The organism is Paraburkholderia sp. TE9906 (assembly GCF_056279605.1).
This window is the reverse complement of sequence record NZ_JBWCCT010000011.1, coordinates 186,479-205,202: the sequence shown is the minus strand read 5'-3', so window position 1 is coordinate 205,202 and position 18,724 is coordinate 186,479. Positions and strand designations below refer to the sequence as shown.

The 18,724-nt window shown below is 64.9% G+C and carries 16 protein-coding genes; 7 read left to right on the top strand and 9 right to left on the bottom strand.

Going from position 1 to position 18,724, the window contains the following annotated elements; all coding sequences use genetic code 11:
* Positions 1–2: 2 nt before the first annotated feature.
* Positions 3–1,673, bottom strand: a complete 1,671-nt coding sequence (gene mdcA / locus ACZ9H4_RS27190; RefSeq protein ID WP_476121767.1) for a malonate decarboxylase subunit alpha — start codon at positions 1,671–1,673, stop codon at positions 3–5.
* Between the two features lie 8 nt (positions 1,674–1,681).
* Positions 1,682–2,455 (bottom strand): GntR family transcriptional regulator, encoded by a 774-nt coding sequence (locus ACZ9H4_RS27185; protein WP_476121765.1) that lies wholly within the window; start codon positions 2,453–2,455, stop codon positions 1,682–1,684.
* A 192-nt stretch (positions 2,456–2,647) separates the two neighbouring features.
* On the opposite strand from ACZ9H4_RS27185, the gene ACZ9H4_RS27180 reads away from it, so the two are divergent.
* On the top strand, positions 2,648–3,946 hold the full coding sequence (locus ACZ9H4_RS27180) for an MFS transporter (protein ID WP_408146647.1): 1,299 nt from the start codon (positions 2,648–2,650) through the stop codon (positions 3,944–3,946).
* A 165-nt stretch (positions 3,947–4,111) separates the two neighbouring features.
* Here the strand turns inward: ACZ9H4_RS27180 and ACZ9H4_RS27175 are convergent, their stop codons facing one another.
* Positions 4,112–5,032, bottom strand: a complete 921-nt coding sequence (locus ACZ9H4_RS27175; RefSeq protein ID WP_476121763.1) for a DMT family transporter — start codon at positions 5,030–5,032, stop codon at positions 4,112–4,114.
* A gap of 101 nt (positions 5,033–5,133) precedes the next feature.
* Here ACZ9H4_RS27175 and ACZ9H4_RS27170 point away from each other — a divergent pair, with 101 nt between their 5' ends.
* Positions 5,134–6,009, top strand: a complete 876-nt coding sequence (locus tag ACZ9H4_RS27170; protein ID WP_408146652.1) for a LysR family transcriptional regulator — start codon at positions 5,134–5,136, stop codon at positions 6,007–6,009.
* Between the two features lie 40 nt (positions 6,010–6,049).
* On the opposite strand, the gene ACZ9H4_RS27165 is transcribed toward ACZ9H4_RS27170, so the two are convergent.
* The 6 genes from ACZ9H4_RS27165 to ACZ9H4_RS27140 form a co-directional block, all read right to left on the bottom strand.
* Positions 6,050–7,105, bottom strand: coding sequence for an ABC transporter ATP-binding protein (locus ACZ9H4_RS27165; protein WP_476121761.1), 1,056 nt, complete (start codon positions 7,103–7,105; stop codon positions 6,050–6,052).
* 58 nt (positions 7,106–7,163) lie between these two features.
* Positions 7,164–8,768, bottom strand: coding sequence for an ABC transporter permease (locus ACZ9H4_RS27160; protein ID WP_408146655.1), 1,605 nt, complete (start codon positions 8,766–8,768; stop codon positions 7,164–7,166).
* Positions 8,769–9,800 carry an iron ABC transporter substrate-binding protein gene (locus ACZ9H4_RS27155; RefSeq protein WP_476121758.1) on the bottom strand — a complete coding sequence of 344 codons (1,032 nt, stop codon included), beginning with the start codon at positions 9,798–9,800 and terminating at the stop codon, positions 8,769–8,771.
* 62 nt (positions 9,801–9,862) lie between these two features.
* Positions 9,863–11,176 carry an iron uptake transporter deferrochelatase/peroxidase subunit gene (gene efeB / locus ACZ9H4_RS27150; protein ID WP_476121756.1) on the bottom strand — a complete coding sequence of 438 codons (1,314 nt, stop codon included), beginning with the start codon at positions 11,174–11,176 and terminating at the stop codon, positions 9,863–9,865.
* A 44-nt stretch (positions 11,177–11,220) separates the two neighbouring features.
* Entirely contained in the window at positions 11,221–12,372 is a 1,152-nt protein-coding gene (locus tag ACZ9H4_RS27145; RefSeq protein ID WP_408146661.1) for a hypothetical protein, read from the bottom strand.
* Between the two features lie 100 nt (positions 12,373–12,472).
* On the bottom strand, positions 12,473–13,996 hold the full coding sequence (locus ACZ9H4_RS27140) for a carbohydrate porin (RefSeq protein ID WP_476121754.1): 1,524 nt from the start codon (positions 13,994–13,996) through the stop codon (positions 12,473–12,475).
* A 339-nt stretch (positions 13,997–14,335) separates the two neighbouring features.
* Between ACZ9H4_RS27140 and ACZ9H4_RS27135 the strand changes: the two genes are divergently transcribed.
* The 5 genes from ACZ9H4_RS27135 (at position 14,336) to ACZ9H4_RS27115 (ending at position 18,721) form a co-directional block, all read left to right on the top strand.
* A complete protein-coding gene (locus ACZ9H4_RS27135) occupies positions 14,336–15,016 on the top strand; it encodes a hypothetical protein (protein ID WP_408146665.1) in 681 nt (226 codons plus the stop codon).
* Between the two features lie 206 nt (positions 15,017–15,222).
* Positions 15,223–16,059, top strand: coding sequence for an arylamine N-acetyltransferase family protein (locus tag ACZ9H4_RS27130; RefSeq protein WP_476121752.1), 837 nt, complete (start codon positions 15,223–15,225; stop codon positions 16,057–16,059).
* A gap of 33 nt (positions 16,060–16,092) precedes the next feature.
* Entirely contained in the window at positions 16,093–16,773 is a 681-nt protein-coding gene (locus ACZ9H4_RS27125) for a methyltransferase family protein (protein WP_408154839.1), read from the top strand.
* A gap of 312 nt (positions 16,774–17,085) precedes the next feature.
* On the top strand, positions 17,086–17,910 hold the full coding sequence (locus ACZ9H4_RS27120) for a transporter substrate-binding domain-containing protein (protein ID WP_408155055.1): 825 nt from the start codon (positions 17,086–17,088) through the stop codon (positions 17,908–17,910).
* Positions 17,911–17,998: 88 nt separating this feature from the next.
* Entirely contained in the window at positions 17,999–18,721 is a 723-nt protein-coding gene (locus tag ACZ9H4_RS27115; RefSeq protein ID WP_121321560.1) for an ABC transporter permease, read from the top strand.
* Positions 18,722–18,724 lie beyond the last annotated feature (3 nt).

Sequence of the window (18,724 nt, the reverse complement as noted above, 5' to 3'; positions counted from 1 at the left end):
CGTCACCAGCTCCTGAAGCGCGCCGGCGGCGCGTACAGACCGCCCGACCACGTCACCAGATCGTCGATGCTGCGTGCGGCCAGCAGCGAACGCTTGGCTTCGCCGCGCCGGATGCCGAGGTCTTCCGGATACGCGACGATGCCGCGCCGGCGCAGCTCGGCCGTCTTTTCAGGCTTGGCGCGCAAGCCGATCGGCGTGACGCCGGCCACGGCCGCGACTGCCGCGCGCCGCTCGTCGATGCCTTCGGCCTTGTGCAGATGCGCGATGCCTTCCTCGGTGACGACGTGACTTACGTCGTCGCCGTAGATCATCACCGGCGCAACCGGCATGCCGTTTTTCGCGCCGACCGCGACCGCGTCGAGTTCATCGACGAAAGTGGGTTCGCCGCCTTTCTTGTAGGTCTCAGCCAGTTGCACGACCAGCTTCTGGCCGCGCGACACCGGGCCCTGGTCCTTCAGCAGCTTGAGCCATGCTTCGCTCGAATGACGCCGGCCGCGCGGATCGTGGCCCATGTTCGGCGCACCGCCGAAGCCGGCGAGACGTCCGCGCGTGACGGTCGACGAATTCGCGTCGGCGTCGATCTGCAAGGTCGAGCCGATGAACAGATCGACGCCGTACTGCCCGGCCAGTTGGCACAGCACGCGATTCGAGCGCAGGCTTCCGTCGTTGCCGGTGAAGAACACGTCGGGACGCGCCTCGATATACGCCTCCATGCCGACTTCGCTGCCGAAGCAATGAATGCTGTCGACCCAGCCCGATTCGATCGCGGGAATCATCGTGGGATGCGGATTGAGCGTCCAGTTGCGGCAAATCTTGCCCTTCAATCGGAGCGATTCGCCGTAGGTCGGCAGCAGCAATTCGATCGCCGCGGTATCGAAGCCGATGCCGTGATTCAGCGACGTCACACCGTACGGCTCATAGATGCCGCGAATCACCATCATCGCGGTGAGCACCTGCAGGTCGCCGATGTGGCGCGGATCGCGCGTGAACAGCGGCTCGACGGCGAACGGCCGGTCCGCCTGCACGATCACGTCGACCCATGAGCCCGGAATGTCGACGCGCGGCAGTTCGTCGACGATCTCGTTGACCTGCACGATCACGATGCCGTGCCGGAACGCGGCGGCCTCGGCGATAGTCGGCGTGTCCTCGGTATTCGGGCCGGTGTAGAGATTGCCGTGACGGTCGGCCTTTTCCGCGCACAGCAGCGCGACGTGCGGCGTCAGATCGACGAACATGCGCGCGTACAGTTCGACGTACGTATAGATCGCGCCGATTTCCAGCTGGCCGTCTTCGAGCAGTTGCGCAACCCGCAAGCTCTGCGGCCCGGCAAACGAAAAGTCGACCTTGTGCGCGATGCCGCGCTCGAACAGCGTCAGATGCTCAGGACGACTGATGCTCGAAATCAGCAGATGCACGTCGTGCAGCTTTTGTGGATCGACCTTGGCGAACGAGCGGGACAGAAAGTCGGCCTGCTTCTGGTTGTCGCCTTCGAGCGCGACGCGGTCGCCGGGCTGGATCAGCGTTTCGAGCGCATCGACGATGCGGTGGGTCGGCAGGATGCCGTCTTCGAGCCATGGAGCAATGGCCGTGAGGCGACGGTTCTTCTCGTCGCGGCGCGTGGTCCATGAACGGGCGGCGGGTAATGACGCAGAGGCTTCGGCGGGGCGGTTCATCGGCTCGGTCAACTCCCGGTGGTAGTGCGCGGGCGTCTGCCGCGCGGCTTCGGTTGATTCGCAAGCGCGGCTTCCGCCTGCGCGCGTTCGGTCAGAAAACGATGAAGCAGCTCGCCGGTGCCGAGCAGATGCGCGACGACGAGCGACTGGGCCATCGGGATGTCGCGGCGCTGCACGGCGTCGAGCAGCGCGGCATGCTCATTGTCGGACTCGCCCTTGTACGCGGGCAAGCCGAATTTCAGGCGCAGATAGCGTTCGCCGCGCCGATGCAGCATGCCGATCATGTCCTCGAGTTGCGGACGCCCGGCGGGCGCATACAGGCTCATGTGAAACGCGACATTGCGCGCGACATACAGCGACGGCTCAGGCTCGCGTTCGGCGGCGTGGCACAGGTTTGCCGCTTCGCGCAGCGTCGCGGCGCTGTGGTTGGGAATCGCAAGGCCGATCGCGAGGCTCTCCAGGGCGGAGCGGATCTCGTAGATCTCGCGCGCTTCGTCCGCCGACAACGGCGCGACCGTTACGCCTTTATGCACCGCGCCTCTCACCCAGCCTTCGCTCTCGATCTGGCGCAGCGCCTCGCGCACCGGAATCGCGCTGACGGAGAAGTGCCGCGCGATCGCGTCCTGGCGCAGTGGCGCGCCAGGCGCCAGCGTGCCGTCGACGATCGCCGTGCGCAGGGCCTCCGCGATCACACGCGAAGTGCTCTCGCGCGGCGCCGCCGCGGGTAAAAGCGGACCGCGTGCCGGGGCGTCCAGGGGAAAACCATCTATTGCGTCGCTCATAGTATCAAATATTATATATAAAAAGACGCGCTTTACACGCGGACAAACCCGGAAAATTTTTTGCCGGGTCGACCCGCAGGCCGCTCCTCCGTCGTACGAGGGCGGCCCGTATCCATTCACCTGCGCGCGCCGTTCCATGTCGTTCCCGGTAGTTCCGATTACGTACGCCCGCCATAGGGCCGGAGGAGCATGATGAATTCACTGACCGACGGTACACCGGTCGCGCGGCGCCGCACGCCGCTCAATCGTTCGCAGATCGTAGGTTTCTGGGGAGCATGGGCCGGCTGGACGCTCGACGGGATGGACTCGTTCATCTACGCGCTCGTGCTGACGCCGGCCTTGACCGAGCTGTTGCCGCGCTCCGGCTTTGCGGCCACGCCGGCAAACGTGGGTCTCGCCGGCTCGATCCTGTTTGCGCTGTTCCTGGTGGGGTGGGGGCTGTCGTTCATCTGGGGGCCGCTCGCCGACCGCTTTGGACGCACCAAGGTGCTGGCCGGCACCATCTTCACGTTCGCGATTTTCACGGGGCTCGCCGCGACGTCTTCGAACGTGTGGGAACTCGGCATCTATCGCTTCATTGCGGGCGTCGGCATCGGCGGCGAGTGGGCGCTGGCGGGCACCTATGTAGCCGAGGCGTGGCCGGAGGATCGCCGCAAGATGGGCGCGGGTTATCTGCAAACGGGCTACTACGCGGGCTTCTTTCTCGCGGCGGCGCTCAACTACACGATCGGCGTGCACTTCGGCTGGCGCGCGATGTTCCTCACCGGCGCCGTGCCGGTGGTGGTCGCGATTCTGATCCTGCTGCGCGTGAAAGAGCCGGAGAAGTGGCAGAAGGCCGAAGCCAACGCCGTGCGCAGCAAACCGCTGCGCGAAATCCTCGGACCGGCTTATCGGCGCAGGACCTGGGTAGCGTGCATCCTGTTGACGATTGCGATCATCGGCTTGTGGGCGGGTGCGGTGTACGAGCCGTCCGCGGTGATTCAGCTGGCGACCCGCGCCGGCATGGCGAAGGCCGATTCGATCAGGATGGCGTCGGTGGCGACGGGGCTCCTGTCCATCGCGACGATCATCGGCTGTCTCGCGTTGCCGCCGCTCGCCGAGCGCATCGGCCGCAAGAAGACTCTGGCGATTTACTTCGCCGGCATGGCGGTGTCGATCGCCGGCAGTTTCGGCTGGGCGTTCTATCTGCCGAACGGGCTTGCGCCGTTCATCGCATGGCTCTGCGTGCTGGGCTTTTTTGGCGGCAATTTCGCGTTGTTCAGCCTGTGGCTGCCGGAGCAGTTCGAAACCCGCGTGCGAGCCACGGCGTTCGCATTCTGCACGTCGTTCGGGCGGTTTGTCGGCGCGGGGGTCAACTTTCTGCTCGGTGCTGCGGTGCTGCGCATGCATACGCTCGGCGTGCCGGTCGCGTTGACGGCGCTCGTGTTCGTGATTGGTCTGTTCGTGATTCCGTTCGCGCCTGAGACGAAGGGGGAGGTGTTGCCGCAGTGATGTTGGCCGGGTGGCGTGAATAGGTCTTCAGCACGAATTATGGCGGCCAGCCTGCGTGAGTGGATTCAGCACAGCGTTGTCTGAATCCATCGCGTTTTATAGAATCGGTTCGGTATCCTGATGACTTTGCGGTCAGCCGGTACCTATGTGCTGTGAGACGGGATCTCAATCCGCGTGCCGCCGCGCCTGCCCACGAGTGCGCAGCAACGACAGCAGCGGCCAGCCCAAATTGACCCCGAGGCTCGCCACCACGATCAGCCCCATGCCCGCGAGTTGCGGCAGCGACAGCGCCCGGCCGTACACCACCGCATCCACCACGATCGCGGTGAGCGGGTAGACGAACAGCAGCACCGCGATCACCGGCGTGCTCAGCCTGGGCAGTGCGCCGTAGATCAGCACATACGCCAACCCCGTATGCAGCACGCCCATGCCGACCAGCCAGAACCACTGCATCGGGCCGATATGCTCCGCGCCGAGCGGCGCAATGAACGGCAGACACACCACGCCGACCGCGCATTGCGCGAGCGTCAGCAGATGCGGCCGCAGATCGCCGAGCCCTTTGGCGATCAGCGTGACGCTCGCATACAGCAGCGACCCCACCAGCGCCTCGCCAATTCCGATCAGATAACCCGTATGGCCCTGCAGATTCCCGGTGGCCGCGACGCCCGAGGCGAGCACGAGTCCGATGAAGGCGGTCGCGATCCAGCCGAGCCGATCCATGCCGAGCCGCTCGTTGAACAGCGCCGCGCCGATCAGCACAACCCAGAACGGCTGCACGTGGAACACCACCGTCGCCACGGCAATGCTGGTGCGATGGATCGCGTCGAAGAAGCCGACCCACTGCGTGACCATCAGCACGCCCGAGAGCAACGCGAGTGCGACGGTCCGGCGCGTGAAATGTGAGCGCGTGAAAAAGCCCTTCCACGCGCAATACGCGGCAAGCGACAGAAAGCCGAACAGGCAGCGAAAGAACACGAGCGTCAGCGCGCCGAGCCGCGCCTCCTCGACGAAGACGCCTAGCGTGCCCATCAGCAGGCCGCCGCTCGCGAGAGTGATCGCGCCTTGTTGACGTTGGGTGAGGGACATGCGAAGCGGCTCCGAGACGGGATATGCCGAGTATTGCGCGGCTTGCGTGGCACCGACAAACGAATTAAATTGAGTAATTCCATCAGCCGGATTGATAAATCATGCACCCCGAATTCGACGTCGACCTGTTGCGCAGCTTCGTCGCGGTGGTGGAGACAGGCAGCTTCACCAAAGCGGCGACCACCGTGCATCGCTCGCAGGCGGCCGTCAGCATGCAGATCAAACGGCTCGAAACCATGCTCGGCACCACGCTGTTCGCGCGCAATACACGCAATCTGTCGCTCACTCGGCCCGGCAATACGCTGCTGGAATACGCGCGGCGCGTGCTCGCGTTGCACGAGGAGGCGTGGTCGGCGATCGTGCGGCCCGAGGTGACGGGACGCGTGGTGCTCGGCGCGCCGGACGACTACGTCTCGTCGCTGCTGTCGCCGGTGTTGCGGCGTTTCTCGAACCTGTATCCGCATGTGGAGATCGAGATCGTCTGTGCGCAAAGCACGTCGCTCGCGCCGATGCTGGCCGATAACAAGATCGATCTCGCGTTCGTCACGCGCGACCGCAAATTGCGCGGCGAATTCGTGCGCAGCGAGCCGATGGTGTGGGTGGGGGCATCGGTGGATACGCCGGTGCTGGCGGCGTCGCCGTTGCCGGTGGGACTCTATGAGCCCGGTTGCGTCGCGCGCCAGCATACGCTGGCCGCTCTGGACGGCGCGCGGATCCGCTATCGGGCGGCGTTCAGCAGCGCGAGCCTGATGGGTCTGGTGGCGACCGTGGATGCGGGGTTGTCGGTGATCGCGCTCACGCGTTGCAGCGTGCCGGCGCGGCTCGCGATTCTCGGCGAAGCGCAAGGCTTGCCGAAGATCGCGCCATTGGAAATCGTGGTGGCGCGCAGCGCCAAATCGGACCGGCCGACCTGCGATTATCTGGCTGCGCAGATGGTGCAGGATCTGTCGTTGCGGGCGCCGGCGCGTGGGGTATAGATCACAAGTGCGATGGGGGCCGTCCGCAACCCGGCCATTCCTAACCACGCAGATAAGCCGTCACCTTCCCATCCACCGCGAGCCGCACCTGTTCTCCCGGACGCGGACACAGATAACCGGGCACGCGTGCGCGCACCATCGTCCGCGACGCCGACTGCAATTGCAGCGCCACAGCGGCGTCCTGCCCCTGAAAGATCACATCGGTGACGATGGCCTCATAAGCCATGCCATCGGCTGTGCTCTCATCGGCGCGCAGCAGGCGGATCTGTTCGGGCCGCAGCATCACATCGACCATGCCGTTGCCTATCGGCGCGGCCAGTGTCAGTTCGCCGAGTTCGCAGCTCACGCAATCGCGCTCGGCCAGCCCCGGCAGCAACACCGCCTCGCCGACGAACGACGCCAGTTCGCGCGTCACCGGCCGCTGGTACAGCATCTCCGGCGTCGCGGTCTGGATCAGCCGGCCGTTCCAAAGCACCGCCACTTCGTGCCCGAGCGACAACGCCTCGGATTGATCATGTGTGACCAGCACGGCCGTCGCGCCGGCGGCGGCCAATGCGCTCGCCACCGCTTGCCGGGTTTCGAGCCGCAACGCGGCATCGAGCGACGAAAATGGCTCGTCGAGCATCACCAGCTTTGGTGCTGGCGCCAGCGCCCGGGCCAACGCGACTCGTTGCTGCTGACCGCCCGACAACTGCTGCGGCGCGCGCGTGCCGAACTCCGCCGGCAAGCCGACCAGTTCGAGCAACTCGGCCACCCGATGCCGCGCGCGCCGCTGCATGCGCGGCAAGCCGAACACGATATTGTCGGCGACCGACAGATGCGGAAACAGCGCGCCTTCCTGCGGCACGTAACCGATGCGGCGCTGCTCCGACGGCATATGCAGGTTGTCGTCGGCGACCCGGCGTCCGTCGATGTCGACGCTGCCGCCATCGGCGCGTTCGAAACCGCACAGCAGACGCAGCAAGGTGGTCTTGCCGCTGCCTGACGGGCCGAGCAGCGCGAGCAGCGTGCCGCGCTCGACCGACAGGTCGATGCCGTGCAGCACCGGCTGGCCGTCGAACGATTTCCGCAGTCCGCGGATACGAAGTTCGCTCATGAAAATCCGATGTTAAAAGGGCGTGGGTTCAGCGGTATCTTCAGCGACATCGACCACCTCAACCCCGCTCGCCAAGCAGCGCCGACCTGCCCAGCAGCGCGAACAACAGCCCCGACGCAAGCAGCGAAATACCGGTGAGCAATGCCGCATACGGCGCGGCCGCGGCAAAGGCCATCGTCGACGTATCGGCCCACACCTGGGTGGCGAGCGTTTGTGTGTCGAGAGGCGAGAGCAGCAGCGTCGCGTTCAATTCGGTGACGACGGAGATGAACACCATCGCCGCCGCGGCGCCCAGTCCAGGCCCGGCGAGCGGCAGCATCACGCGAAAGAGCGTTTGCGACCAGTTCAGGCCGAGCGCGCGTGCGGTTTCCTCGAGACGCGGCTGCGCCTGCATGAACGCGGCGCGCACGCTCACCAGCGCGATCGGCATGAATAGCATCGCGTAGGCGATCACGAGCAGCGTCGCGCTTTGATAAAGCGGTTGCAGCGCGTGCACCGCGAGCGACACGATCGCCAACGCGATCACCAGACCCGGCACGCCTTGCGCGAGAAACACCGTGCGCTCGAACAGCGTCGCGAAGCGGCCCGGATAACGCACCAGCAGGAACGCGAGCGGGACCACGAGCAAGGTGGTCAGCAGCGCCGCCGCGAGGCCGAAACCGAGCGACGACAGCGTCGCGTTGAACAGCAGTTCGGGCGACACGTCGGCCGGCGTGACAGCCGCCGCGCCCGGCTGCGTGAGCCAGTAGCCGATCATGCCGAGCGGCACGCCGAGCGTGGTGATCGTCAACAGCGCAAAGCCCGCGACGACGACCCAGCGCCATGCGCCGAGGTCATAGCGCAACACCGCGCGCCGCGTGCCGCGATCGACGCGCTCGTAACGCGCCGCGCCGCGCACGCGAAACTCGAACGCCAGCACGATCAGGCAGATCACGATCAGCAGACATGCGAGCAGCGAAGCACCGCCGCCATCGAAACTGGTGCGGAAATCCGCGTAGATCTGCGTGGTGAAGGTGCGAAAGCGCAGTAGCGTGAAGGCGCCGAATTCGGACAGCACGCCGAGCGCCACCAGCAACATGCCGCCGAGCAACGCCGGCCGCAATTGCGGCAGCACCACGCGCACGAAACTGCTCCAGCGATTGCAGCCGAGCGCGCGCGCACTTTCTTCGAGCGCCGGGTCCATGCCGCGCAGCGCGGCGGCGACCGGCAGATAGACGAGCGGGAAATACGCGCAACTCAGCACCAGCAGCGCGCCGTTGAAGTCCTGCAGATCCTCGCTGAGCGAGACCCATGCATAGCTGGAAATGAAAGCGGGCATTGCGAGCGGCGCGGCGCTGAGCACCGCCCACATGCGGCGTCCCGGCAAATGCGTGCGTTCGACGAACCATGCGGCCGCCGTGCCGACCACCGCGCACACGAGCGTCGTCGCCACGGTGATCATCAGCGTGTTGACCAGCAGTTCGCCGACCAGCGGGCGGAACACGAGATCGAGCGCCTCGGCGGCGCCGAAGCTCGCGGCGCGCCAGAACGTAAACGCAATCGGCAGCAGCACCAGCAAAGCGCTGAGCGCGGCCGCCGCGAATAAACCGCGCGGCGCGCGCGAGCGGGTGCGCGCCGGGGCGGGGGAGACAGCCGGTGGCCCGGCTGACAGCGCTTCGCTCATTTACAGCAGACCGGCCTGGCGCAGCAGCTTGCCGGCCTGGCTGTCGTCGCCGAGTTGCTGGATCGTCAGCGCAGGCGGGCTCAATTCGGTGAACGGTTTCAGGATCGGGTCCGGTGCCACACCCGCATGCAGCGGATATTCGAACATCACGTGGCTGTTCGCCATCAACCGTTGCGCCCGTTCGCCGACCAGGTACGCGAGAAACTTCTGCGCACCGTCCGCATTGTGCGCGGTCTTCAGCACCGCCGCACCCGACGCGTTCACCAGCGCGCCGGCGTCGCCGTTGCCGAAGTGATGGATCGCGCTGCGGGTCTTCGCGTCGCCGAGTTCGGCATGCAGGCGCGTCCAGTAGTAATTGTTGATCAGACCGGTCGCGACGCCGCCGCGGTTCACCGCGGCCACCACGCCTTCGTCGTCGTCGAAAATCTGCGCGTTGGCTTTCAGACCCTTGAGCCATTGCACGGTTTGCTCTTCGCCCTTGAGCGCGAGCACGGCGCTCACGAGCGGCAGGAAGTCGCCGTCGCTCGGCGCGATGCCGATCCTGCCTTTCCACTCCGGCTTGGCGAGATCGAACAGCGATTGCGGCAATTGCGACGGCTGCAGTTTGGTCGTGTTGTACGCGAGCACGTTTTCACGCGCGGTCACCGCCACCCACACGCCGCCCGGCGAGTTGAAACGCGTCGGCACGGCGGCGAGCGTTTCGCTATCCACCTTGGCGAGCAGGCCTTTTTCTTCGAGCAGCATCAGCTCAGGCGAGTTCTCGGTGAAGTACACGTCGGCGGGCGACGCGGCGCCTTCCGCGACGATCTGCGCGGCCATCGCCGGGCCTTCGCCGTTGCGGATCTTCACCGAAATGCCCGACTGCTTCTCGAAGTCTTTCGCGAGCAGATTGACGACCTGCTCGTGTTGCGCGTTGTACAGCGTGATCGAAGCGGCATGCGCCGCCGACGGCACCGTCGCGAAAGCGGCCAGCGTAAGCGCGGCCACGCTGCCGAGCAGGCGCAGGCGGGTGCCAAATCGAGAATGAGCCATGTTCCAGAAATCCCGTTGTGATGAGGTTGGTTGATCTAAGTGGTGTGCTTCAGGGCCGTGCGTTACGTCTCGAACAACCCCGCGCCGATATACAAACCCGGCTTCGCCCCCGGCGGCACCGCGAAGATCGCGCTGCCGACATGGGTCGTGAACTGGTTCATCATGTCGAACTTCGCGAGCCTGTCGTTGATCGGAATGAAGCCGGCGCGCGGGTCGCTCTGATGCGCGATGAAAATCAGCCCTGCGTCGTATTCGGTTTCCTGGCGCCACGGCGGCCAGCGTTCGATATAGAAGTTCGTGCCGTCGTTATACGAGTACGAGCGGCGCAGAATCTGCGCGCCCTTGTTGCTCGCCTGATTCGACAGACGCACGTGCGAGTTCTCCGGAATCACCGGATTGCCGTCCTTGTCCTCTTCCTTCAGGTCCACCGCGTCGAACTCGTTCTTCTTGCCGATCGGTGCGCCGCTGTACTTGTGTCGCCCGAACACCTGTTCCTGGAAGCCCAGCTCCATGTTGTCCCAGTGTTCGAGCGTGATGCGGATGCGCCGCACGACGGTGTAGGTGCCGCCTTCCATCCACGGCGCGTCGGCGGAAGCGCCGGCCCAGACGAATTCGTTCATCAACTGCGGCTTCGCGATCGACGGGTTGTTAGTACCGTCCTTGAAGCCCATCAGATTGCGCGGCGTCTGCCCGCGCGGGCCCGACAGGAACCCGGCCTGGCCCCAGCGCATCGCTGCGTTGCCGTAGACCATTCGCGTCAACTGGCGGACCGCGTGAAACGCGACCTGTGGGTCGTTCGCGCACGCCTGAATGAAGAGGTCGCCACCGGTTTTCTCGGGGATCAGCTGGTCGCCGTTAAAGCGCGGCAGATCGACGAGCGCGGCGGGGCGGCGCGCGGCGAGGCCGTAGCGGTCCTTGCCGTCTTTCGTGAAGAGGCCCGCGCCGAAGCCGAACGTGATCGTCAGCGCGTTGGGGCCGAGGCCGAGCACGTCGCCGGAATCGGGCGCGGATTTGTTGTCGCCGGCATCGCCCGTCGGCAACGCGGCGGCCGTATTGCCTTGCGTAAGACGCGCGGCGGCATCGGTCCACGCGCGCAGCAGCGCGATCACGTCGTCGCGTTTGTCGGTCGTCAGATCGAGTGCGGCGACGTACGTGTGACTCTGCTGCGGCGTGACGATGCCGCCTTGATGCAGCCCGTAAAACGGCTCGACCGCCATCTGCGGATCGGTGCTGCGCGTCGAGGCTTTCGCGAGCGCGCTCTGGGGCGCGGCGAGGCCTGCGCCGAGACTCGCGCCGGCGGCGACCGCGGCGCCGCCCGCCTTCAGAAAACCGCGCCTTGATGGCCGCGGAGGCCGTGGGGGTTGATCGTCTTTCATGGTTACTTCACCTTCGCCTTCATCGTCGCGAGAGCGCGTGACGCTCACTTCGCGAGCACCAATGTATTCACGTCGTCCTGCACGTAGTAGAAGCCGTCGCCTTCGGGCGTCATCGCGAGGCCGAACAGGTCGCCGTTGCCTGGCGGCGATTGCGCCTTGTCGGTGTCGATCCAGCGTGCGTAGATCTGCTTGCCGGTTGCCGGATCGATCTCGACGATCTGGCCGTTCAGCGCATTGGTCACGAGCAGGTGACCGTTGGGCGCGGTGACCATCGCGAGCGGGCGATGCAGCAGGCCGTCGGCGGTGAGCTGCCGGCCTACGCCGGCACTGGTGTCGCGCGTCATCGGATCGTCGATTTCGGTAATGCGGTTGCCGATCGCGTCGGACACGTACAGCACCTTCTGATCGTTCGACAGCGCGAGACCAGTCGGGCCGACGAGGAACACGCCCTTGTCTGCCTGCGCGCCGAAGCCGCTGCCCACCACGGTTTCCTTCTTCACGACGGGCGGCTTGCCGGCCGGCATGTCGAGGTCCAGACGCAGCACGGTGGCCTGCTTGAACACGGGCGGAGTGCCTTGCGCACCGCCCACGCCGAAGCCCGCGTTGCTGAGGAACAGCGTCGCGCTCGTGCCGTTGTCGACGACGGCCATGTTGCCCCACGGGTCGTTGATGTTCGGGCTGGTGATGGTGGACGCGACCTTGCCTTGCGGATCGAGCACGATCAGACAGCCGGCTCCCTTGGTGCCGGTCGTGCCGTCGTTGCTTGGCGTACTGCCGACGATCACGTAGCCCGACTTGAGCATCGTCATCGCGGTCGACAGGCCGATGCCGCCGGGGCATTCCTTCAGATCGCGCGGCACGGTGGCGAACACCGACATCTGTTGGGTGTCCGGACGATAGTTGATGATCGTGCTGCCGGTGCCCTGCAGATTGGTCGAGTTGTTGAAGTTGCCGACCAGCACGTCGCCCTGCTTGATGGTGCCCGCCGTGACCGGCGCGACCACTACCGCGTACGGGTTCTGGTCGCCGTTGTCGGGCACGGTGTTGATCAGCGTCGTGTGGTGCTTGATGGTTTCGAGGAAACCTTGCGGCTCGGCATACGCAGCCGGGGCCGTCGCGAAGGCGGCCGCGCCGGCTGCGGCGGCGATCAGGGCCCGCGCGGCGCGTGGCGAAAATTTGCGCGTGGGATGGTTCACGATTGAGCCTCCGTGCCTGCGCACAAAGCGGTGGTGTCGGTCATGATCGAAAGCATGGGTTCCGGTTTGTCGATAGCGTATGGGTTGGGCGCGAACCGCATCAGAAATTGATGTTGGTCCGTACACCGATGACGAACGTGTTGCGCAGCGGCTGCGTCGGGTCGTTCGGATTCTGGCCGGCGCCGGCATTGAACGTGTATTGCGCGTCGGCTTGCAGTTGCCACCACGGATTGACCTGATACTGATAGGTCGCCTCGAGCGCGGTTTCGCTGGTGCGCACGCCGTAGGGTCCGTTGGTGAAGGTCCGGAAATCCTCATCGAGTCCGTGCACGTGATTGCCGACCTTGATGTAGGTGAGCGCGAGGCCGACGCTGTCGTCGTCGCGGCCGGCGAACGGCGCTTTCAGCACGACGCCGAGGTTGGCCGCGATGCTCACCAGGTTGCGGTCGCCGGGGCCGCCCATCACACGCGCGAACACGCCGAGACTGCGCGGCTCGTCAGGATCAGGACGCCAAACCATCTGGTCGGCTACCGCGTAGATGCTGTAGTTGCCGCGATGATTCGCGGGCACGCCGGTCGAGGCCGGATTCGCCAGCGACAAGCCGTTGTTGTCGTAGCGCTGGTCCGCGAAGCTGTTGTTGTTGTACCAGACACCGATCTTGTAGGTGCCCGGCAACGCCCTGTTGCCCGTGCCGACCATTTCGCCGTCGGCCGGCTGGTTGATCGCGTACTGCAACTCGCCGATCCACAACGTGCCGTTGTGCAGATTGAAGTTGGTGCCGCTCAGGTTGTCCGGGTTGTTGCCGAGCGGGTCGCCGGAGAACACGCCGGCCAACGCCGTCAACGAAGGCGTGATCTGGCCGCGCACGCGCACGCCGAGGCCCGCCAGCGGATACGCCGGACCACCGGACGGCATGTTGTATGAGGGCAGTGCGGGCCAGCCGAACATCGTGTTCAGGAACAGCGCCGAGTACTGGCTGGTGATGAATTCCTGGTCGATACTTTGCTGACCGATCTTCACGTCGACTCGTTTGTTCAGAAACGACTGCTGGTACCACAACTCCCACAGGCGGGTGGTGTCGTCGGCTTCGATGCCGCTTGCCGTATTCAGCGTGCCGAGCTTGTTCGCGCTCAGGTTGGCGCCGTGAATCTGCAGCGCGCTGACGTTGAACAGGCCGCCGGGCAGGCCGAACGCTTTTTGCGTATCCATCTGCACGGTGGCGGTCGTCAGACCGTCGTAGTCCGCGCCGCGCGCGAGGCCGCCGCGCAGATTGGCGAGCACTTCGCTGGTCTCGGTGAGCGTGAATGTCACGCCGTACTTACCGAGCCAGGGACGCAGGCCGCCGATGTCGCCGAGCATCTGCTCACGGTTCCAGAAGCCGGTCCACTGGCTGGTCTGGGCAGCCTTGATGTTCAGATCGGCTTCGGGGGCTTCCGGTGTGGCATCGGGATTGGCTTCGGCCATCGCCGCAGAAGCCGTCAGCGAAGCCCAGGCGAACGCGGCGCAGAGCGCCGCATGCCGCATTGCGGGCAAACGCGTACGATAAATTGTGACGGCACGCGCCGCGGAGTCGCGAGGCGGGTGCGCCTGAGCGGCGCGTGCCTGGAGTCGGGCGAACTTCATCGAAATCCTTATTCGTATGTTTCGATTGACCAATTCTTCACGGACCGGCGATGTCGCCAACCCACGATTCGCCGTCACAGTCCGCGACGCCGTGCAGCAGATAACGCGAATCGTACTCATGCGTATTGCGGGCGTCAATTTAAATGAGAACGATTCTCATCAATATTACTGACATGTAATTTTGTACGTTACGCACTGGTACTAATTGATATTTGTACGTAATTTGAACCGAATAAAAACGTAGTTGAATCGTATGGGTGTGGTCAGATCGAACGTACTCGCGAGTGACGTGTCGAAGCGCACGATCAACCCGAAGCCCAATACAGTAAGGAGAGAGAGATGAAAACCCGCATTCTTTTGATGTCGATGCTGGTCGGCGGCAGTTTGTTTGGGAGCGGCGTTGCAAACGCGCAACTGAATTTGAAGCAGTTCGGCCTTGGCGGCGGCAATAGTTCGGCGGGCGCCGCGCCGGCCTCCGAAGGCAGCATGTCGCAGTTGCTGCAAACCTATGTGGGCGCGAACCAGCAGGTGCTCAGCGGCCAGTCGAGCCTCGCGTCGGCGATGGGCATGAGCAGTGCCGCAGGGCAGGCGCAGCAGGCCGCAGGTCTGCTGAGCGGAGGAACGCCGTCGGTGAGTCAGTTGACGCAGGTGGGCAGCACGCAGCAGTCGCTCTCGCAGAAGCTGACCGATGCGTTCGCGAGTCATGCAAGCGGTGGCGCGTCGGCAGCGCCGGTCAACAAGCAGGCGTTCACGGACGGCTTGTCGTCGCTCGGCAAGGGTGTGAGCCAGTATTCGAGCTTGCAGTCGGGACTCGGCAGCATCGGGCAGATGAGTCCGTCTTCGCTGTTGCAGTCGGGGCTGAATCCGCAGACGGCGCAGAGTGCGTCGTACATCGCGCAATCGGCGCCGGGTCAGTTGCAATCGCTGATGTCGACGCTGAGTTCGGCTGTGCAGTTCGCGTCGAGCAATGGCATTACCGTGCCGTCGATCGCGACCGCGGCATTGAAGGGTATCCAGTAGCACGCGGCGAGTGCTTTGGGCGCCGCTCAGTCGGGCGGCGCCTGACGCAGTGACGGAAAAGCGCTCGAGGCGGGCGCATCGGGCAAGCGGCAAGCAAGCGTGGCAAATGCGGCTATGATCTTGTCCCGAAACCGCCGGACCGCGTAGCGGGCGCAAGTGTGCAGGTCCGTCGGCGTCCAGCTCAAAATCCTACCGGGACCACGCCGATGCCACACACCGTCAATCTGGAAAACTACTTCGCCCGCATCGGCTACGAAGGCCCGCGCGCGGCAACGCTGGAAGTTCTTCAGGCGATTCACCGGCTGCAGCCGGCCGCGATCCCGTTCGAGAACCTGAACCCGCTCACGCGGCGTCCTGTCGAGCTGGATCTCGAATCGGTCGAGAGCAAACTCATCACCGCGCGGCGCGGCGGTTACTGCTTCGAGCAGAATGCGCTGTTCGCCAACGTGCTGATGCAACTGGGTTTCGAAGTCACACCGCTGCTTGGGCGCGTGCTATGGGGCCGCGAGTTCGATGCCGTGCCGCCTCGCACGCACATGGTGTTGCGCGTCGACATCGGCACCGATGCGTGGATGGCCGACGTCGGCTTCGGCAGCGTCACGCTGACCGCGCCGCTGCGGTTGACGGCGGGTCTCGCGCAGCAGACGCCGCTCGGCACGTTCCGTCTCGCCGACGCATCGCGCGACGCGCTCTATCTCGAAGTGCAGGCTCACGACGAAAGCTGGGCGCGCGTCTACCGCTTCGACTTGCAGCCGGTGGAGTGGATCGATTACGAAACCTCGAACTGGTACACGTCGACCTCGCCCGATTCGATTTTCGCGGGCAACCTGATCGTGTGCCGCGTGTTGCCGCAAGCACGTCTGACGCTGTTCAACGATCAGCTGAACGAGCGAGCAGCCAACGGACAGATCGTTAGCGAGCGCCAGCTCTTCAGCGCCGACGAACTCGCCGTATGCCTGCGCGAGCGCTTCGGTCTGGACACCGGCGACGTCGACCTCGCCGAGGTGTTCGAACGCGTGCGCACACCGGTGCAAAGCGCGTAACGTGTGGCGTAATACGTGCCACGGCCCGTCGCCATGATCAAGCGCCTCATCCTGCAAACGGTGGTCTGGCTGGCAGCTATGGGCGCGCTGCTGTTCGGCGCGGCGGGCACCTTCGCGTGGCCGGCCGCCTGGTGGTATCTGATCGAACTGGGCGCGTTGAGTCTGTGGATCGGGCTGTGGCTCGCGCGCCATGATCCGGGGCTTCTCGCCGAACGTCTCGCGCCGTTCGTGCAGGCGCAGCAAAGCCGCTGGGACCGTGTCTTCATGATCTGCGTCGCGCTGGTGTGGTGCGCCTGGCTCATCGCGATGGGGTTCGACGCGATGCGCTTCCAATGGTCCGCGCCGCTGCCGGTCTGGCTAGTCAGTCTCGGTTCGCTGGGCGTGTTCCTATGCATCTTCATGTGCCGCTTCGTGTTTCAGGCGAATAGCTATGCCGCGCCGGTCGTGAAGATCCAGACAAGCCGCGGCCATAAGGTGATCGACACCGGTCCTTACGCGCACATCCGGCATCCGATGTATGCCGCCGCGCTGCTGCTGCTCGTCGGCACGCCGTTGCTGCTCGGGTCATGGTGGGGACTCGCGTTCGTGCCCGTGATGGTGTTCGGCATCGGCTGGCGCGCGGTGCGCGAGGAGCGCGTCCTCGCGGAGCAACTCGAGGGTTACAGCGAGTACATGGCGCGCGTGCGTTATCGCTTCGTGCCGTTCATCTGGTAGCGCGCATTCCGCTTCGCGTGCGAACCTGTCTAGACAAAGTGATTCGCCCATCATGCGCGCGGCAGCTTCGTCACGCGACATCCGGTCACGAATAACACCTCGCAGAGCCTTATAGTACGGTGATGCATAGGGGTTTGCCCGATGATTCCGCCAATTTCCATTGAATCCACTTGCAGCCGCTTTTTGACTCGTGCAAGCTTGTCTATACAAATCAACGCGAACTACAAAAGCTAAAACACCCAGCTCGACGGTTTCCTCAATCAAAGGAGTTTCGACGTGAAAGTGAAGCGCAGAACGGCAGCAAACGCATTGATGGGCGCCGTTCTCGGCGCCGTGGCGATTTTCGCGGCCCCGGTGCAGGCCAAAGACTGGAAGACGGTGACGATCGCGCTGGAAGGCGGCTACGCGCCGTGGAATCTGACTTTGCCGGGCGGCAAGCTGGGCGGCTTCGAACCCGAACTGGTCGCCAATCTGTGCGAGCGCGCCAAGCTGCAATGCAACCTCGTCGCGCAGGATTGGGACGGCATGATTCCCGGTCTGCAAGCCGGAAAGTTCGACGTCCTGATGGATGCGATCTCGATCACGCCGGAGCGTGAAAAAGTCATCGCGTTCTCGCGGCCCTACGCCGCGACGCCTGCCACGTTCGCCGTGGCCGATGCGAAGATCTTGCCGAAGGCGGCGCCCAGCGCCGCCATCGTCAAGCTCTCGGGCGACCCGAAGGCCGACCAGCCGGCCATCGACGCGCTGCGCAAGCAGTTGAAGGGCAAGACCATCGGCATCCAGTCGGGCACGGTCTACACCAAATTCATCAACGACGGCTTCAAGGACGTCGCCAGCATCCGTGTCTACAAGACTTCGCCCGAGCGCGATCTGGATCTGGCTAACGGCCGCATCGACGCTTCGTTCGACGACGTGACGTACTACGCCGCCAACATCGACAAGAAGGAAACCGCGTCGATCACGATGGCCGGTCCGAAGATCGGCGGCCCGATCTGGGGGCCGGGCGAGGGGCTCGCATTCCGCAAGCAGGACGCCGATCTGAGGGCGAAGTTCGACACCGCGATCGGCGCAGCGCTCGCCGACGGCACCGTCAGGAAGCTTTCCGAAAAGTGGTTCAAGACCGACGTCACGCCTTGATGCGCTGAGCGCTCGGTAGAGGCGGCGCGCGCAGCGAGCGTGCACACGCCGGCTGGTTCGATCCGCGGTCATGGACGAGGAGTAGGGAATGGCTCTGATAGAAATGCTCGGCTTCGGGCCGGAAGGCTGGGGCGGCGTGCTGCTGCTCGCGGCGTTGATGACGGTCGCGCTCACGCTGGCCGCGCTCGCGGTAGGCGCCGTGCTCGGCGCGCTGGTGGCGGCGGCCAAGCTGTCGCGCTTTCGCACGCTGCGCGTGATCGGCGATATCTACACGACGGTGTTTCGCGGCGTGCCCGAGCTGCTCGTGATCTATCTGTTCTATTTCGGCGGCTCGACGCTCGTGACCACCGTCGGCCAGTGGTTCGGCGCGGAGGGTTTCGTCGGCGTGCCGCCGTTCGTGGTCGGCGCACTGGCGGTCGGCATGATTTCGGGCGCGTATCAGGCCGAGGTGTATCGCGCGGCGGTGCTGGCCGTGTCGCGCGGCGAACTCGAAGCCGCGCGCTCGATCGGCATGCCGACGCTGACGATGGCGCGCCGCATTCTGATTCCGCAAGTCCTGCGTTTCGCGCTGCCGGGCATCGGCAACGTCTGGCAGCTGAGCCTGAAGGATTCGGCGCTGATCTCCGTGACAGGGCTCGCGGAGTTGCTGCGCACGAGCCAGGTGGCGGCCGGCTCCACGCATCAGTACTTCACGTTCTTCGTGGTGGGCGGCGCGCTGTATCTGCTGATGACCAGCATCTCGAACCGGGTCTTCAACCACGCCGAGGCGCGCGTGGGCCGGTCCTTCAAGCGCAACTTCGCGCGCAACTGACGG

Excerpts from the sequence above, each read along its gene's own strand:
- mdcA (WP_476121767.1), bottom strand. The coding sequence starts at position 1,673 with ATGAACCGCCCCGCCGAAGCCTCTGCGTCATTACCCGCCGCCCGTTCA.
- ACZ9H4_RS27185 (WP_476121765.1), bottom strand. The coding sequence starts at position 2,455 with ATGAGCGACGCAATAGATGGTTTTCCCCTGGACGCCCCGGCACGCGGT.
- ACZ9H4_RS27180 (WP_408146647.1), top strand. The coding sequence starts at position 2,648 with ATGAATTCACTGACCGACGGTACACCGGTCGCGCGGCGCCGCACGCCG.
- ACZ9H4_RS27175 (WP_476121763.1), bottom strand. The coding sequence starts at position 5,032 with ATGTCCCTCACCCAACGTCAACAAGGCGCGATCACTCTCGCGAGCGGC.
- ACZ9H4_RS27170 (WP_408146652.1), top strand. The coding sequence starts at position 5,134 with ATGCACCCCGAATTCGACGTCGACCTGTTGCGCAGCTTCGTCGCGGTG.
- ACZ9H4_RS27165 (WP_476121761.1), bottom strand. The coding sequence starts at position 7,105 with ATGAGCGAACTTCGTATCCGCGGACTGCGGAAATCGTTCGACGGCCAG.
- ACZ9H4_RS27160 (WP_408146655.1), bottom strand. The coding sequence starts at position 8,768 with ATGAGCGAAGCGCTGTCAGCCGGGCCACCGGCTGTCTCCCCCGCCCCG.
- ACZ9H4_RS27155 (WP_476121758.1), bottom strand. The coding sequence starts at position 9,800 with ATGGCTCATTCTCGATTTGGCACCCGCCTGCGCCTGCTCGGCAGCGTG.
- efeB (WP_476121756.1), bottom strand. The coding sequence starts at position 11,176 with ATGAAAGACGATCAACCCCCACGGCCTCCGCGGCCATCAAGGCGCGGT.
- ACZ9H4_RS27140 (WP_476121754.1), bottom strand. The coding sequence starts at position 13,996 with ATGAAGTTCGCCCGACTCCAGGCACGCGCCGCTCAGGCGCACCCGCCT.
- ACZ9H4_RS27135 (WP_408146665.1), top strand. The coding sequence starts at position 14,336 with ATGAAAACCCGCATTCTTTTGATGTCGATGCTGGTCGGCGGCAGTTTG.
- ACZ9H4_RS27130 (WP_476121752.1), top strand. The coding sequence starts at position 15,223 with ATGCCACACACCGTCAATCTGGAAAACTACTTCGCCCGCATCGGCTAC.
- ACZ9H4_RS27125 (WP_408154839.1), top strand. The coding sequence starts at position 16,093 with ATGATCAAGCGCCTCATCCTGCAAACGGTGGTCTGGCTGGCAGCTATG.
- ACZ9H4_RS27120 (WP_408155055.1), top strand. The coding sequence starts at position 17,086 with ATGGGCGCCGTTCTCGGCGCCGTGGCGATTTTCGCGGCCCCGGTGCAG.
- ACZ9H4_RS27115 (WP_121321560.1), top strand. The coding sequence starts at position 17,999 with ATGGCTCTGATAGAAATGCTCGGCTTCGGGCCGGAAGGCTGGGGCGGC.